Annotated in this window: 17 protein-coding genes and 1 pseudogene; all 18 read left to right on the top strand. The window is 40.6% G+C overall.

Going from position 1 to position 14,256, the window contains the following annotated elements; genetic code table 11:
* Window positions 1-787, top strand: a pseudogene (locus tag ACQKPA_RS32990) (hypothetical protein); the annotation flags it as partial.
* Window positions 788-876: 89 nt separating this feature from the next.
* Window positions 877-1,488 carry a hypothetical protein gene (locus tag ACQKPA_RS32985; protein ID WP_427496496.1) on the top strand — a complete coding sequence of 204 codons (612 nt, stop codon included), beginning with the start codon at window positions 877-879 and terminating at the stop codon, window positions 1,486-1,488.
* Between the two features lie 396 nt (window positions 1,489-1,884).
* Window positions 1,885-2,271: an HNH endonuclease gene (locus ACQKPA_RS32980; RefSeq protein WP_427496495.1), complete on the top strand. Its 387-nt coding sequence runs from the start codon at window positions 1,885-1,887 to the stop codon at window positions 2,269-2,271.
* A gap of 14 nt (window positions 2,272-2,285) precedes the next feature.
* A complete protein-coding gene (locus ACQKPA_RS32975) occupies window positions 2,286-2,594 on the top strand; it encodes a hypothetical protein (RefSeq protein ID WP_427496494.1) in 309 nt (102 codons plus the stop codon).
* Window positions 2,594-3,121 (top strand): NUMOD4 domain-containing protein, encoded by a 528-nt coding sequence (locus ACQKPA_RS32970; protein ID WP_427496493.1) that lies wholly within the window; start codon window positions 2,594-2,596, stop codon window positions 3,119-3,121. Before ACQKPA_RS32975 ends, ACQKPA_RS32970 begins: the two co-directional genes overlap by 1 nt.
* Window positions 3,122-3,293: 172 nt before the next feature.
* The gene (locus tag ACQKPA_RS32965; protein ID WP_427496492.1) at window positions 3,294-3,785 is read left to right on the top strand and encodes a phage terminase small subunit P27 family; all 492 of its coding nucleotides are present in this window, start codon (window positions 3,294-3,296) and stop codon (window positions 3,783-3,785) included.
* On the top strand, window positions 3,769-5,502 hold the full coding sequence (locus ACQKPA_RS32960; RefSeq protein ID WP_427496491.1) for a terminase large subunit: 1,734 nt from the start codon (window positions 3,769-3,771) through the stop codon (window positions 5,500-5,502). The genes ACQKPA_RS32965 and ACQKPA_RS32960 overlap by 17 nt, the downstream gene beginning before the upstream one ends.
* 190 nt (window positions 5,503-5,692) lie before the next feature.
* Window positions 5,693-6,928 carry a phage portal protein gene (locus tag ACQKPA_RS32955; RefSeq protein WP_427496490.1) on the top strand — a complete coding sequence of 412 codons (1,236 nt, stop codon included), beginning with the start codon at window positions 5,693-5,695 and terminating at the stop codon, window positions 6,926-6,928.
* A complete protein-coding gene (locus ACQKPA_RS32950) occupies window positions 6,918-7,517 on the top strand; it encodes an HK97 family phage prohead protease (RefSeq protein ID WP_427496489.1) in 600 nt (199 codons plus the stop codon). The genes ACQKPA_RS32955 and ACQKPA_RS32950 overlap by 11 nt, the downstream gene beginning before the upstream one ends.
* 49 nt (window positions 7,518-7,566) lie before the next feature.
* On the top strand, window positions 7,567-8,676 hold the full coding sequence (locus ACQKPA_RS32945) for a phage major capsid protein (protein ID WP_427496488.1): 1,110 nt from the start codon (window positions 7,567-7,569) through the stop codon (window positions 8,674-8,676).
* A 26-nt stretch (window positions 8,677-8,702) separates the two neighbouring features.
* A complete protein-coding gene (locus ACQKPA_RS32940; protein WP_427496487.1) occupies window positions 8,703-8,975 on the top strand; it encodes a head-tail connector protein in 273 nt (90 codons plus the stop codon).
* A 1-nt stretch (window position 8,976) separates the two neighbouring features.
* On the top strand, window positions 8,977-9,300 hold the full coding sequence (locus ACQKPA_RS32935; RefSeq protein WP_427496486.1) for a phage head closure protein: 324 nt from the start codon (window positions 8,977-8,979) through the stop codon (window positions 9,298-9,300).
* The gene (locus ACQKPA_RS32930; protein WP_427496485.1) at window positions 9,300-9,722 is read left to right on the top strand and encodes an HK97 gp10 family phage protein; all 423 of its coding nucleotides are present in this window, start codon (window positions 9,300-9,302) and stop codon (window positions 9,720-9,722) included. The genes ACQKPA_RS32935 and ACQKPA_RS32930 overlap by 1 nt, the downstream gene beginning before the upstream one ends.
* A gap of 4 nt (window positions 9,723-9,726) precedes the next feature.
* On the top strand, window positions 9,727-10,164 hold the full coding sequence (locus ACQKPA_RS32925) for a phage tail terminator family protein (protein ID WP_427496484.1): 438 nt from the start codon (window positions 9,727-9,729) through the stop codon (window positions 10,162-10,164).
* Between the two features lie 3 nt (window positions 10,165-10,167).
* On the top strand, window positions 10,168-11,223 hold the full coding sequence (locus ACQKPA_RS32920; protein ID WP_427496483.1) for a phage tail sheath subtilisin-like domain-containing protein: 1,056 nt from the start codon (window positions 10,168-10,170) through the stop codon (window positions 11,221-11,223).
* Between the two features lie 70 nt (window positions 11,224-11,293).
* Window positions 11,294-11,725, top strand: coding sequence for a phage tail tube protein (locus tag ACQKPA_RS32915; protein WP_427496482.1), 432 nt, complete (start codon window positions 11,294-11,296; stop codon window positions 11,723-11,725).
* A gap of 114 nt (window positions 11,726-11,839) precedes the next feature.
* Window positions 11,840-12,229 carry a phage tail assembly chaperone gene (locus tag ACQKPA_RS32910; protein ID WP_427496481.1) on the top strand — a complete coding sequence of 130 codons (390 nt, stop codon included), beginning with the start codon at window positions 11,840-11,842 and terminating at the stop codon, window positions 12,227-12,229.
* A gap of 194 nt (window positions 12,230-12,423) precedes the next feature.
* On the top strand, window positions 12,424-14,256 hold the full coding sequence (locus tag ACQKPA_RS32905) for a hypothetical protein (protein ID WP_427496480.1): 1,833 nt from the start codon (window positions 12,424-12,426) through the stop codon (window positions 14,254-14,256).

Below are 14,256 nucleotides of genomic sequence, written 5' to 3'. Positions count from 1 at the left end.
AACTACAACGCTTGATAATGGTGTTGATTTGTACGGTAAGGACTTGAAATGGATCGTCATTGATGACATTAGAGACTTCGATACAATGATTCAATGTATTGGTCGTAAACGGTTTTATGAAGATGACGCTGCCGATACAGTCAATGTTATCATCCGAAACGTAAATAACAATAAATTAGGCGGTATGCTGGCTAAATCAGCAAGGACTCTCAGAGAAGTAAATACATTCATTAAGGATGGTACAGCAGCGTGGTTAGCTGTCTGTGATAGATACAGCAATAGTGATTATTGTATTTATGATTCGCCGCAAGAAGGTGAAAAGTATGGGAGTATGAAGAATTGGAATCGTGCTAAGTATCAGAAAATAAAATCGGATTATCATACATGGGATGATATTCTAACGGAGGACAGGGCTATCAAAGAGATTGTCGATGTATCAAACGGAGAGAAAGTTGAGAGCGCATTCATGCGGTATACAGGCGAACTGTTAGAGCAGAATGGTTACGTCATGATCGATATGTGGTATAAGAAACAAGGTTTAAATAATTACTTAGAATCCATGGTGGGAAAGATTATGCTTACTCCAAAGGACAGGGAAGAGCTAATTGAACGAATGGATGTACGTGGACAACATAGGTTGCTGAAAAGCTTAAACATCCTAAATGCTTACTTAGAAGAAGGTCAATATGACTATTACATCAAGGAATTTGAAACAAGCAGAATAATTGATGGTAAGAAAAAGAATTTTCGTTCTGCTTGGAAAGTTATGAGGTTGACTGATAATTGAATCTATACCCACTATCATGTAAAAAGGCTTAATATATATAAAGCATTCTGCGTCTATTGTGGGTAAAGTGACAAAATGGAGGTCCGTAAATGGATTTGAAGATGTATTTGCGACAACATATAGCCAATAAAGTAGTTCCCTTATTCAAAGATATAAAGTGTAAAAGGTGTGGTTCAGACAATGAGCTGCACTTACACCATGAAGAAGCATTCGCAGATATGTTGGATAAAACGTTGTTAGAGCTAAATCTTCAATTGTTAGACATGACTGAATATACAAAAGCTCAATTAAACCTGATCCGCTGGGTTGTTCTTGGGAAGCATTTGGACATCAAGTATAAGACATTATGCAAGAAGTGTCATATCAGTTTGCACAAAGATAACGGAAATGTTTTTGCTTTACGAGCTAAGAAGAAGCGTGAAGAAAAGATAAAAGAGGATACAGTTAAAATTATTGAATATCTATCAGCGAATGTCGGAAAAGTAATGTTGACACTGCCAGATAGAGAAGAACTGATTTCAATAATAAACTTAAAAAGTAATAATGGAAAATCATTAAGAGGTTTGACTAGTATTAACAAAGCTTTAAGAGATAGGAAATGTGGTTTCTCAATAAAATCGTTTGAAACGAGTAAAATAATTAATGGTAAGAGAGAGAAATTTCAATCAGCTTGGAAAATCATAAGTGTGACCGACAGATAACACAGATTTCTGACAAACGCAGTTTGGCAGAAGACAAGCAACTTGCAAAGTTGCGCGTCAGGCACTTGAACTTAATCACTTCCGCATTACGTATAGCGTACCCCGTTCTTCTACGGAAGTAAAAGATATAGTTGAACACTGCAACTCGGTTTTTTATACGATTAAAGTTGCTTTCCTCCTGATATGTATGAGCAGGGCTTAGTCCCTGTTCGTATATTGTATTTAATTAAAATTTATATATATAGCTTTATTAATTAGCTCATCCAATCGGGTGGGCTTTTTTTATTTGTCTAATTTTTATCACTCATCTTATGTATTGTGGTCATTCCATGCCCACTTTTTTGATGAGTTTTACGGAATGAAATAAATGTAACACATGAATTGGAGTTGTAGTTGATGGCTCTAAAGAAAATATGCTCCAAACAAAACTGTAACACGTTGATTGACGCTGATCTAGGCAGCCGATGTGATAAGCACTCGATAAAGCAGGATATAGCTGATCGGAACAGGTTGTATGACCAGTATGTCAGGGACCCACGTTCAACGCAGTTTTACAGGAGTACTCAATGGAAAAAGTTACGAGAGGTAGCTTTCCGCAGAGACAACGGATTATGCCAGGACTGTTTAGATGAGAAGCGATTCACTAAGGGTGATGTAGTTGACCATCAAGTACCGATCAAAGTGGACTGGTCACTCAGGCTTACGTTATCGAATTTAAGAACTCTTTGTCATCGACACCATAATACCAAGACGGCAGATGATAAACAAAAATATGGAATCTAATGGAGGATAATCAGATGGAAAAACTAGCAAACTTATTTATCAAAAAGGTAATCGGAAAGAGTTTCACGTTGGAAGAAAGAGTACATGAGTATGTCACTCGGATTAACTACGGAAAAGCCACAATTGAAGATGTAATTGAGCTTGAGGAATATTTAGAATGCGACTTGGTTTATGGACGTTTTACAAAGGATAGATTTTTTGAACTCATGCTCCAATACGGCTACACGATTAATCAAGTCAGAGCAATCGAAGGTCTTGAGCCTGTTGGTTATGGTGATATTCAGATAAAGAGAAATGTTCTGCTGAAAGGTCACTCTCTCTAATGGAAGTCTGGAAAGACGTGAATGGTTACGAAGGAGCTTATCAAGTCAGTGACCAAGGTAGAGTACGTAGTTTAGATAGGACTTTTACTTATTTACGTAATGGAATGGAAGTAACACGCAAGAAAAGGGGAAAGGTATTATCTCCTTCAGCCAATCATAATGGCTATTTGTCCGTCATGCTGTCAGGTTCAAGGCAATACGTTCACAGGTTGGTAGCACAAGCATTCTTGCCTAATGACGATAAGCTTCCAGAAGTGAATCACCTTAATGCTGTACGTGGTGATAATCGTCTTTGCAATCTAGAGTGGTGTTCAAGGATGGACAACGTTAAGTATAAGGAGCAGTGTGGCACAGTTTATCAAGGTGACCAACATCACTATGCCAAGCTTAATGAAGAGTCAGTAAGAATGATTAGGTCACAATTGGATTCAGGAATGACAGAAAAATTTGTGGCTGGTATGTATGGTGTATCACAAAGCACGATTAACTATATCAAATTGAGAAAAACGTGGAAGCACTTAGCCTAAATGATGATTATTGGGCTATTTTGGTCCGTCTTTAATATAGGGGGGAGGGGTATAACATTATAGGGCAATTAGGTATCACCGCCGACTCCCCTTATTTCCGAACAAACTCCTGACAAAAATTGTTGAGGGGATACAGATAATCGATAAATTTTATTAATCAGGTGGTGAAACAATGGGACAGAAGAAACCTATCTCTGTAATCCTAGCAGAAGGCAAAACGCATCTGACGAAGGAACAGATCAAGGAACGACAAGAACAAGAAGCATCAGTTAAACCGGCAGCTGACAAGATTGAGTGTCCTGGCTGGCTTACAGATAAAGTTGCCAAAAAGGAATACAAGCGTATAGCGTCTGAGCTGGTCAAGATCGGCCTTATCACAAATCTGGATGTAACTACCCTTGCTTCCTATTGCAACGCTTACGTGGCCTATCTGAAGGCTACAGAGCAACTAGCTAATGAACCGTTGGTTGTTGAGCAGACCAATAAAGCAGGCTTCACCAATTACGTAGAAAACCCACTTATCCGTATTCAACTTAAATACTCAGATGAGATGAAGAAACACGCTACTCAAATGGGATTGACGATTAATTCTCGTCTGAAGTTGGTTGTACCGACTCAGCCTGAGAAAAAGAAAAAGAGCAAGTTTGATGAGTTTATCGACTAATGCACTGATAAATGATAGGACGCTATCATATGCAAAAAAGGTTCTAAACGGCAGCATTGTTGCTGGTAAATGGGTGAAATTAGCGTGTAAACGGCACATAAACGATCTGGATAGGCAAGGAACTGATGAATTTCCGTTCATTTTTGACCTAAAAAAGGCGAACAAAATCATTAAATTCGCTGAATCTTTGATGCTTGTTGAAGGCACGAGTGACAGCGAAACGATGGAATTATTTCCGTTTCAAGACTTCATTTTAGGCAGTTTATTTGGATGGGTACACAAAGACACTGGTTATCGGCGTTTTCGTACCAGTTATGTTCAATTGGCAAGGCAAAACGGCAAATCTTTGATTAATGGTGTCCTGGGACTCTATTGTTCTAACTTTGACGGCTATAAGCACGGTCAGATTTTCACAGCCGCAACGAAGTCCGATCAGGCCAAGATCGTTTTGAATGAAATGATTAAGATGATTAACGCTGATCCTGAGCTACAAGAGCTATTTAAGATTAAAGAATACGAAAGTACTATCATCGCATTAAACACCATGTCAACGATTAAGGCATTGGGACGCGATACACGGTCCATAGATGGCTTCAGACCGTACTTGGCAGTAATCGATGAATATCACCTTCACAAGACAAGTCAGATGTACAAACTAATGGAGGACGGAACGGTCAAACTACCGCAATGTTTGATTTCTGTTATTACAACGGCAGGATTTGATTTGAACAGTCCATGTCGTGAACTTTACGATTACTGCTGTAACTTGCTTGATGGTGTATTTGAGCAGGAAACGCAGTTTGTATATATCGCTCAGATGGACAAAGATGATGACATTTGGGACCCTGCGAACTGGATCAAGGCCAATCCATTGGTTGCTGAGACTCCTGAGATTGAGAACATCAAGATAAAAGCGAAGGCTGCTAAAGAAATGGGCGGCTCTGAGGAACGCAACTTTATGACCAAGACTCTGAACGAATGGGTTCAGATGACTGATGAAGATTACATCAAAATCGAGCATTGGAAAGCTTGCGAATCCGATATGACGCTTGAGGATATGCGCGGCAAGGAATGTTATGTTGGGCTTGACTTGAGTAGCGGTGGCGACTTAACGAGTATTGCTTTTGAGTTTCCTATTACTATCGATGGAGAATCAAAATACTTTATCCAATCACACTCATTTATTCCGAAGAAACGACTTCAAGAACACGTTCAGACCGATAAGGCTCCATATGATATCTGGGCGAGGGATGGTTTGCTCACTGTAATACCAGGCAACAAAACGGATTATAAATTCATCCTCAAGTACATGCGTGAAATGATGGAGAAATACGATATTAGGTTCAGAATGATTTGTTACGATCCTCACAATGCAGATGTATTCCTTAGTGACTTGGATGAGTTCGGCTGTGACGTGGTTGAAATCGTACAGAGCGCTAGAAACCTTAATCAGCCAACAGAGGACTTTAAGCTTGAGGTTGAAGCAGGGAACATTATTTATAACAGGAAGAATAAATTGCTGACGTGGAGTGTCAATAATGCGAAGTTGACACATAACTCTTTTGGTGAGTGCAAAATTAATAAGAATTATCGCGTTAAAAGGATTGATCCAGTCGATGCAATCATTGACGCTCATAAAATGGCCATGCTTCAAAATGAGAGTGTTGACTTGAACGATGTTATAACTGAGGACTATCTTGAGAATTTGGGTTGGTGATTTACATTTGAATAGGTTAAAGCAGATTCTTCTATCTCATATAGAAGATTTTTTTATTTCTACGGGGCTTTTGATAATCGTCACAGCGACATTCTTGCTTAGCTTCATCGCAGGTCTGTATGTCACTGGTGCCATCATACTCCTGTTGGGCGTTTATTTAGCTACTATGCCGAAAAGGGGGTGATATTAGATGGGGTTTTTTAGAGGTGCGATAGAGCAACGAAGTATTAACGGTTACACGAATCAAGAGTTTATGCGGCTGCTTAACATCAATACCGGCAGTGTCGATACGAATAAGCTTGGTGAAATCACCTACTTTACTTGTATGAAATTGCTATCAGAGAGTGTAGCTAAATTACCACTCAAGCTGTATCGAGAGACGGAAGATGGAGTCAAGAAAGCAACGGATCATTACTTGTATTCATTGATGAAGAGCAGGCCGAACCAATATCAGTCTAGCTGGAATTTCTGGACTACCGTTGAAATGCTGAAGAACCACGAAGGCAACGCTTATGTCTATGCTGACATCAAGAAGGGCAAGGCTCAGGGATTGTACATCCTGCCTAGCAACAGCGTGACCATTTGGGTTGATAACGCAGGAATCATCGGCAGAGACAATGCAATTTGGTACGTGTACAGGGACAAGCATGGCAATGAATCTAAGATGACGCATCACCAGGTATTGCACTTTAAGAGCAGTGTTAGCCTTGATGGTATCACCGGCCTTTCAGTACAAGATTGCTTGAATACGACTATTGAGAACGCACAATCGGGACAGAAATTCGTAAACAACTACTGGAAGAACGGCCTGATGGCTAAAGGTTTGCTTCAATATACAGGCGACATCGAAGAAAGCAAGCGTAAGATTATGCAGTCCAAGTTTGAATCGATGGCAAGTGGTATTGCTAATGCAGGACGGATACTCCCAGTTCCATTAGGCTTTTCGTTCCAATCACTTAACACGAGTATGGTGGACAGCCAGTTCCTTGAGCTGAACAAGTACACAGCATTGCAAATTGCCGGTGCTTTCGGGATCAAGCCGAACCAAATCAATAACTACGATAAGGCTACTTTCTCCAATGTTGAGTTTGAACAGACTTCCTTTTATGTAGACACATTGCTCACGATCCTTACGATGTACGAGCAAGAGATGACGTATAAGCTGCTCACGGAAACGGAGAGACGGCAAGGCTATTTCTTCAAATTCAATGTTGATGCAATTCTAAGGGCTGATTTCAAAACCAGAATGGAAGCTTATGCGATTGCAATTAACAACGGAGTTATGTCGCCTAATGAGGTTAGACGCAAAGAGGACATGCCTGACGATACAGATGGCGATAAGTTGATCGTAAATGGCAACTATATACCTCTTTCCATGGTTGGTGAGCAGTACGTGAAAGGAGGTGACGGGAAGAATGGCAGCTAAAGATATGGAAGTACGCTATCTAGCAAAGGATTTTGAGGTACGTGCACTAGAAGACGGCACAAAGACTGTTACAGGTTATGTTGTGAAGTTTAATATGCGAAGTCATCTGATTTATGGAGAGTTCTATGAGAAGGTGGCTCAGGGCGCTTTTGCTAAGGCTCTAGAAGAGAATACAGTTAAGGCTTTGTGGAATCATCGTTCAGATTTCGTACTTGGATCGTCCAAGAATCAAACATTGAGATTGATTGAAGATGAGATTGGACTACGTTTTGAGTTGGATTTACCAAACAACACTTGGGGCAACGATGCCTTTGAGTCTATCCATCGTGGAGACGTTGACGGTGTGAGTTTTGGCTTTACTGTTCGGGAAGACAGCTGGCAATACATCAAAGATGAAGACGTTTACGAACGTACACTGCTTAACGTGGATTTGAAGGAGATTTCTCCGACTCCATTTCCAGCGTATCCAGATAGTGAAATTGGCAAGAGAAGTTTAGAAGGCATTCCTGACACCAAAGAGGTTCGTCAAATGCAAAAGCAACAAGAGTTAATGAAAAGAAAATTATTGATTGAACTGGAACTTTCGTAAAACGAAGGTTTTTTTTATTTCCATTTTAATTCGAAGGGTGAAAATTACTGTGAAAAAAGTAGATGAAATGATTCAAGAATTGACAGCTATGAAAGAGCAAGTTCGTTCGTTGCTGAACGAAAACAAGGTGGACGATGCTGATGTGAAAATGGCAGAAGTGCGTTCCCTTGAGAAGAAAATTGAATTGCAAAAAGAAATCGATGCTGATGAAGCAAGAGAGGTAGAAGAGAAAATGACTAAAGCAAATACAGAAGTACGTAATGACAACAAAGAGGTTGAATACCGCGCAATCGCTAAGCACCTGGCTGGCAAAGAGTTGACTGCTGAAGAGCGCGCATCTATGAACGTTGGTAACAGTGGAGCAGTTATGCCGCAAGGTTTCGTTGCTACTGTTGAAACACTGACTAAAGGTTTCCCATCTTTGAAGCAACACACTCATGTTATCGGAGTTTCCACTAACACTGGTAAAATGCCTATTTCCAGCGGTTCTGCTACACGCAAACTTGCAAAACTGGCTACTGACACTGAAATGGTTAAAGAAATGGTTACTACTAACCCTGTTGAGTACGCAGTAGAAGACTTCGGTAAAATTTACCCTGTTGAGAACTCTGTTCTTGAGGATGCAGGTGTTGACCTGTTCAACGGCCTGATTGCTCCTGACGTGGCTGAGTGTGCAGTCAACTCCCAGAACGATGAAATCCTGGAGATCGTTAAGGCTAATGCTGTTGCCGGTGCTACTGGTTCTGACTACAAAGCAATCATCAAGACGCTGAACACGAAAGTAGTACCTTCCTTGCTTGGTCGTACTGTAATCGTTACTAACCAAGATGGATACGACTACCTGGATGGTCTGGAAGACAACAACGGTCGTCCATTGCTGACTGATAACCTTGCTGTTGAAGGTGGCAAGCTGTTTAAAGGTCGTCCAGTAGTTGTTTTGGACAACGCTGATCTGCCAAACTCTGCTGATGCTACACCAAAGAAACCTTTCTACGTTGTAAACCTGTACGCACTGGTTAAATTCTTTGACCGTAAGCAATATGAAATCGCTACTTCTAAAGAAGCTGGCTTCACTTACAACCAAACTTTCGTTCGTGTTGTTGAGCGCTTTGATGTTGTTAAAGGCGATGCCCGTGCGTGTTTCATTGTACAAATCTGATTGTGATTGGAGGGAGGTAGCTCTTTATGCTTACTGAACTTAAAGAATACTTGAGGTTAGATGTAAGTGATACAGAGGAAGATACCTTCCTCTTATCTCTTATTACTGTAGCGAAATCCTACATCAAGAATGCAACAGGTAAAGTTGTCGATGAACAAAACGCAATGCACAAGCTGGCAGTATTTTTGCTTTGTACGCACTGGTATGAGAATCGCAACGCCGTTTTAGTCGGCACTGTAACGAAAACGCTTGAATACAGCTTGCAATCGATTCTATTCCAAATGGAATGGGGTGACTGATATGCAAGTAGGAAAACTACGTAACAAGGTTGAGATTTGGGGTAAAACAAAGGTTCTGAATGAATTAAATCAGACCACTTATAGAGATGGCAAAATAGCATCGGTTTATGCAGAGATCGTACCGCAAACTGGGAAGCTCCAAAAGCAAGAAGCAGAGAGTATTTTGACTAATGTTACCCATAAACTGATTATTCGCTATCGCAAAGACCTGAAGCCTGACATGCATATCCGTTTTAAAGGCAAAAGGTTTAACATCCGCTATATCTTAAATCCATATTTCCGTAATGAATCGCTAGAAGTATTTGTTGAGGAAGTGTTCACATAATGGGGATGGAGATAGAAGGACTGGACAAGTTTGACCGTTATCTTTTGAAGAAGGCTCAAGACGTTCCTAAAGAATCCTATAAAATTATGAGGAAACTGGGTACGGTAGCAAGGAAAAAGGCTTTAACACGAGGTAAGGCTGAAGTTAAGAAGATCGAAGGTGATTACCAGCGTGGATGGAAACGTGGTAAGGCATACAGGGCTAGCGATGGAAGTTATCGTGTAAAAGTTTATAACAGCTCAATGCAAGCCCACTGGATCGAGAGGGGTCACCGTATCGTTGGTAAGAAACCAGAAAAGAAAGAACATGGTTTTGCTAAGGGTAAATTCGTCCTTGATAAATCGATGAGAGAGTTCCAAGAAAATGAAATGGTCGATATGATTGGCGACTGGCTTGATGAAATGTTAGATAAAGGTTTGTGATGACATGTTGACACTAAAACAGATCGTCAAATCCATTACCACTCAATTGAATACAAAGTTCCCTGAGATCAACGTAACATCGAGGGATATCAAAGAAGGGTTCGAGCGTCCTTCTTTTTTTGTTGAGATCGACAATAACAGTAGCAGCTCAGGACTATTTGTCATTGAGAAGTCTAAAACGATTCGTATTTATTACTTTCCGAGTGACATGTACGAGAATGAGCTTGAGTTATTGCAAATGCAAGACGATCTAGCAGAAGTGTTTAATTTGACGGTTAAGATCGAGGATCGAACAATCACGCTTGATGAAACAGTATCCGTTGTCACAGACGGTGTGCTGCAATTTGAGTTCGACCTGAATTACCTTGACTCGAATAAATCCACCGTCATTGGCGGTAGTGGAGAATTGATGAAAGAGATTGAAATTAGAAAGGTTGATTAATTAATGGGACTTCCTGAAATTATTGTTACATTTAAGTCTCTGGCTGTGAGTGCAGTACAGCGTTCGCAGCGTGGAATTGTTGCCCTGATCCTGAAGGACGATACGGGTACATTCGACACGAAAGAGTATAAATCCATTAGTGAGATTGAGTCTACTGATTGGACAGCTCAGAATCTTGACTATATCCAAAAGACTTTCCTTGGGATTCCTTCTAAGGTTATCGTTGAACGTCTCGATGCTGATGCACTGGATTACAATGATGCTCTGAAGAGACTTAAATCTAAGAAGTGGAATTACCTCGCTATTCCAGGCATTGAAGTTGCTGATGTATCGAGCGTAAGCACTTGGATCAAGACGGAAAGAGATGTAAATAAAGCAACGTACAAAGCTGTATTGCCTAATAACAAGGCTGACCATGAGGGCGTGATTAACTTCACTACTGAAGGGATTACTGCTGAAGGAAAGGTATACTCTGCTTCTGATTATACAGGCCGTATTGCTGGTATTCTTGCTGGATTGCCGTTTTCTCGTTCGGCTACTTATTATGTCTTGCCTGAAGTCGAAGCTATTACGGAGATTGCAGACCCTAATGAGGCGATTGACGCAGGTGAGCTGATTCTGGTCAATGATGGATCGAAGATTAAAATCGGTCGTGGAGTCAACTCTTTAACGACTACAACGGTTGAGAAATCGGCTGACTTCAAGAAGATTAAAATCATTGAAGGCATGGATTTGATTAAAGAAGACATTGTTGCCACTTTTAATGACAGTTATGTTGGTAAAGTGAACAACAACTATGAAAATCAAACTCTATTCCTGTCTTCTGTAAACAGTTACCTTGCAAGTATTGAGGGTGACATTCTCGATCCTCTTGCTGAGAATCGGGTTGATGTTGACGTTGCAGCTCAGCGTCTTGCTTGGGAAAGTACAGGTCTTGATACAACTGAGTTGACTGACCAACAAATCAAGGAAAAGAGCTTCCAAAGTAAAGTATTCGTTGGCGGTTCTGCAAAGTTCCTCGATGCTATGGAAGACCTCTTCTTCAACATTAATATGTAATAACGCTTGGGTAAGGAGCAACCTTGCCCTTTTTGCTTTTCATGATGCAAATTAGAAAGGAAGAAAATAAATGAATCCTATCGCAGATCGTGTGATTAATGGTTCTCACGGAAAACTTTGGATCGATGGCAACCTCGTTGCAGAAATCCAGAATTTCGATGCTCAAGTCGAGATTCAGTATGCTGATGTCAATATTGCTAATGATGGCGCAGCTTATAGAAAGCAAGTTGGTTGGACTGGTTCTGGTACAATGGCGATTAACCATGTTTACAGCAGACAAATCAACAAACTGGCTAAAGCAATTAAGAGTGGTAAAACTGTTCGTTCTACAGTTGTTGGCATGCTTGCTGATCCAGACTCTGGTGGTCGTGAAACTATTACTCTAAGAGATGTAACTTTTAATGGTTTGCAATTGCTCAAGTTCGAGCAAAAAACAATCACTACTGAGGACATCGGTTTCAGCTTCAGCGACTACGACATCCAAGACACAATTAACACTTAATAACAATATTAATAGGGCTTCTTATTTGGGAGTCCTATTAAGTATTTATATTACTATTTATTATTACTTACTAATTAATACTAATATGTAACACTAAACGGAGGATGAAATATTATGAGCAAAAATGTAACAGTAACAAGTTTAATTAAGAAGAAAGAGAAATTGAAAAACAAAACAAATAAACAAGTAAAATTGTTTGTTCCTTCTCTTGATGGAGAAATCACAGTTAAAGCTCCTGACAAGGCTTTGATACTGGAAGCATTAGAGATAGCTGATAAAGACAACACTGTCGATCCTAATGAATATTTGGTATTGGAATGCTGCGTGGAACCAAACTTGAAAGACCCTAAACTGCTGGCTGAATTTGGGTATGACACGCCGTTGCAATTGATTTCGAGTGGCGATATTTTTGACCAAGGTGAGATCATCAGTATTGCTGATTTTCTAAGTGAATTGGCAGGATTAAATTCTAAAGTTACATTGGTGGACAACGTAAAAAACTAATCGAGAGTGATGGGGATTTGTACTTCATCCATCACTATTTACAAAAGGGATTCAAAGTTGAATATCTTCTGAATCTGCCTTATGACACCAAGGTTTTTATGATGGCTAGCATGCAGAAGCATTTTGAAGAACAGGGATGGAGTGGCTAATGCCATTCTGTCTCTTTTTTTTGTATTTATAGGATGGTGAGATGAATGGCAAAAGACAAAGTTTTAACAGCGGTACTACAGCTAAAAGATAAAAACTTTAGTGCAGGACTACGCCAAGGTTCAAGTGGTCTAGACAAGTTTCGTAGAGGTGTGTATCAGGCTAGTGATGGAGTGGACAAATTCGGAAGAGGAGCAGTCCAGGGCTTTAATCGAGTGGGTCAAGCTTCATCCACTTTGACTAAGACGATTGTAGGCTTAGGCACGGCGCTATTGGGACTTAAAGCTGTAGATTGGACCAAGAATCAGCTATTAGGCGGCTTAGAAGCAGCGGCATCGCTTGAGAGTTACAGGCTAACTCTTAATACGGTCATGAAGGACGTTGGCAAAGCTGGCGAAATCATGAAATGGGCTTCAAAGTTTTCAGCTGAGACACCGTTTGAGGACGAAGAGGTTATTGAAGGTACTGTTCGTTTACAGGCGTATGGTATCGAAGCACAGAAGACATTAAGAAGCATTGGTGACATGGCATCAGTCATGAATAAACCATTAATGCAGGCCGTAGAAGCTATCGGAGACGCACAGACCGGAGAATTGGAACGATTAAAAGAGTTCGCAATTACGAAAGGTATGATCGAAAAGAAAGCCAATGAAATGTTCAAGAAGCAAGAAATCATCAACAAAAAGGGACAGATCGTAGATCAGGAGAAGTTTAACGAAGCCTTATTTGCATTGATGGATGATCGTTTCAAAGGTGGTATGGAAAAGCAAGCTGCTACTTATAAAGGTCTTGTATCGACAATTACGGGTACTTGGAAGACTGGCCTTGCTGAGATCGTGGGTGTAACATCTGACGGAACCATCAGACAAGGTAGTTTATTTGAAAAGCTCAAAAAGAAAGCTGATGAAGTATCGAAGAGATTCCAAAAATGGGCCAGCGATGGAACCTTTAAGAAAATTGGAGATAAGCTGTCTTCAATGGTGGACAAATTTGAGGACAAGCTTCCAGCGATTAAGCAGTTCTTTATTGACCTGAAGACTCCAATGGAGATTGTCGGCAACATCCTTAAGGAAATCGGCAAGGCCTTCAAAGGCATCGTTGACTTTGCTAATGAACATCCCGACATCGCTCAAGCCATTGGCCTGACAGCAGTGGGAGCAACGGTGGCGAAGAGGTTAGGTGTGTTTAGCCTTGGTAAAGGCATTATTGATACTGTTAGCAATAACACAGTTGGCACTCAGACAATCAAAGCTGGCGTAGTAAACGTATTTGGTGCCAAGGTCAACGGTGGCAATGGAACTAGTCTTCCTGATGTGGATGTCGATAAGAATACTCCTGGTGGCGACACAAAGAAGAAGGGCTTTTGGAGTAAGCTTAATCCATTTAATAAAGGTGCAGTTACAGCAGGTGCAACGGGTGCAGTCGGAGAAATGAGTGCACGTTCTCTAGGTTCTAGTGCTTTGCAGTTTGCAAGTCGAGCCGTAATCCCAGCAGCGTTACTAACAGGTACTTTCTTTGCAGGAAGTAACTTTGACAAGGCCAAGAATGACCCTAATTCAATCTATTCGTCCAAAGTCTTAGGAAGTGGACCAATTACACAGCAACAACCAGTGACTAAAGAGGAGTACATGCTTGGCACTGGCAAGTCTGTCCCTGTCACATCTAAAGAATTAACGGGAATAGTTAGCTATCTTAAGGATTCGGCAGGCAAGCCTAACAATGTCCATGTCAATATAAACATGGGTGGAGTGACGGTTAAAGAGGAAGCAGATATCAATAAGTTGACTAGCCAGATCGTTGGCAACATCAAAAAGACTATGGTTATGCAAGCCAAACCAGTAACAAGGCTTGGTGGACATAACCCTGTAATGAGGTATTAA

This window comes from Paenibacillus sp. NPDC093718, from assembly GCF_050279985.1.
In the GTDB taxonomy this organism is placed as follows: domain Bacteria; phylum Bacillota; class Bacilli; order Paenibacillales; family Paenibacillaceae; genus Paenibacillus_AQ.
Note: the sequence above shows the minus strand (reverse complement) of the source record. Positions and strands in the feature narration are given on the sequence as shown.

Coding starts and splice junctions, on each gene's coding strand:
- ACQKPA_RS32910 (WP_427496481.1), top strand. CDS start 11,840: ATGAGCAAAAATGTAACAGTAACAAGTTTAATTAAGAAGAAAGAGAAA.
- ACQKPA_RS32960 (WP_427496491.1), top strand. CDS start 3,769: ATGAGTTTATCGACTAATGCACTGATAAATGATAGGACGCTATCATAT.
- ACQKPA_RS32925 (WP_427496484.1), top strand. CDS start 9,727: ATGTTGACACTAAAACAGATCGTCAAATCCATTACCACTCAATTGAAT.
- ACQKPA_RS32975 (WP_427496494.1), top strand. CDS start 2,286: ATGGAAAAACTAGCAAACTTATTTATCAAAAAGGTAATCGGAAAGAGT.
- ACQKPA_RS32950 (WP_427496489.1), top strand. CDS start 6,918: ATGGCAGCTAAAGATATGGAAGTACGCTATCTAGCAAAGGATTTTGAG.
- ACQKPA_RS32965 (WP_427496492.1), top strand. CDS start 3,294: ATGGGACAGAAGAAACCTATCTCTGTAATCCTAGCAGAAGGCAAAACG.
- ACQKPA_RS32980 (WP_427496495.1), top strand. CDS start 1,885: ATGGCTCTAAAGAAAATATGCTCCAAACAAAACTGTAACACGTTGATT.
- ACQKPA_RS32970 (WP_427496493.1), top strand. CDS start 2,594: ATGGAAGTCTGGAAAGACGTGAATGGTTACGAAGGAGCTTATCAAGTC.
- ACQKPA_RS32985 (WP_427496496.1), top strand. CDS start 877: ATGGATTTGAAGATGTATTTGCGACAACATATAGCCAATAAAGTAGTT.
- ACQKPA_RS32940 (WP_427496487.1), top strand. CDS start 8,703: ATGCTTACTGAACTTAAAGAATACTTGAGGTTAGATGTAAGTGATACA.
- ACQKPA_RS32915 (WP_427496482.1), top strand. CDS start 11,294: ATGAATCCTATCGCAGATCGTGTGATTAATGGTTCTCACGGAAAACTT.
- ACQKPA_RS32935 (WP_427496486.1), top strand. CDS start 8,977: ATGCAAGTAGGAAAACTACGTAACAAGGTTGAGATTTGGGGTAAAACA.
- ACQKPA_RS32930 (WP_427496485.1), top strand. CDS start 9,300: ATGGGGATGGAGATAGAAGGACTGGACAAGTTTGACCGTTATCTTTTG.
- ACQKPA_RS32905 (WP_427496480.1), top strand. CDS start 12,424: ATGGCAAAAGACAAAGTTTTAACAGCGGTACTACAGCTAAAAGATAAA.
- ACQKPA_RS32920 (WP_427496483.1), top strand. CDS start 10,168: ATGGGACTTCCTGAAATTATTGTTACATTTAAGTCTCTGGCTGTGAGT.
- ACQKPA_RS32955 (WP_427496490.1), top strand. CDS start 5,693: ATGGGGTTTTTTAGAGGTGCGATAGAGCAACGAAGTATTAACGGTTAC.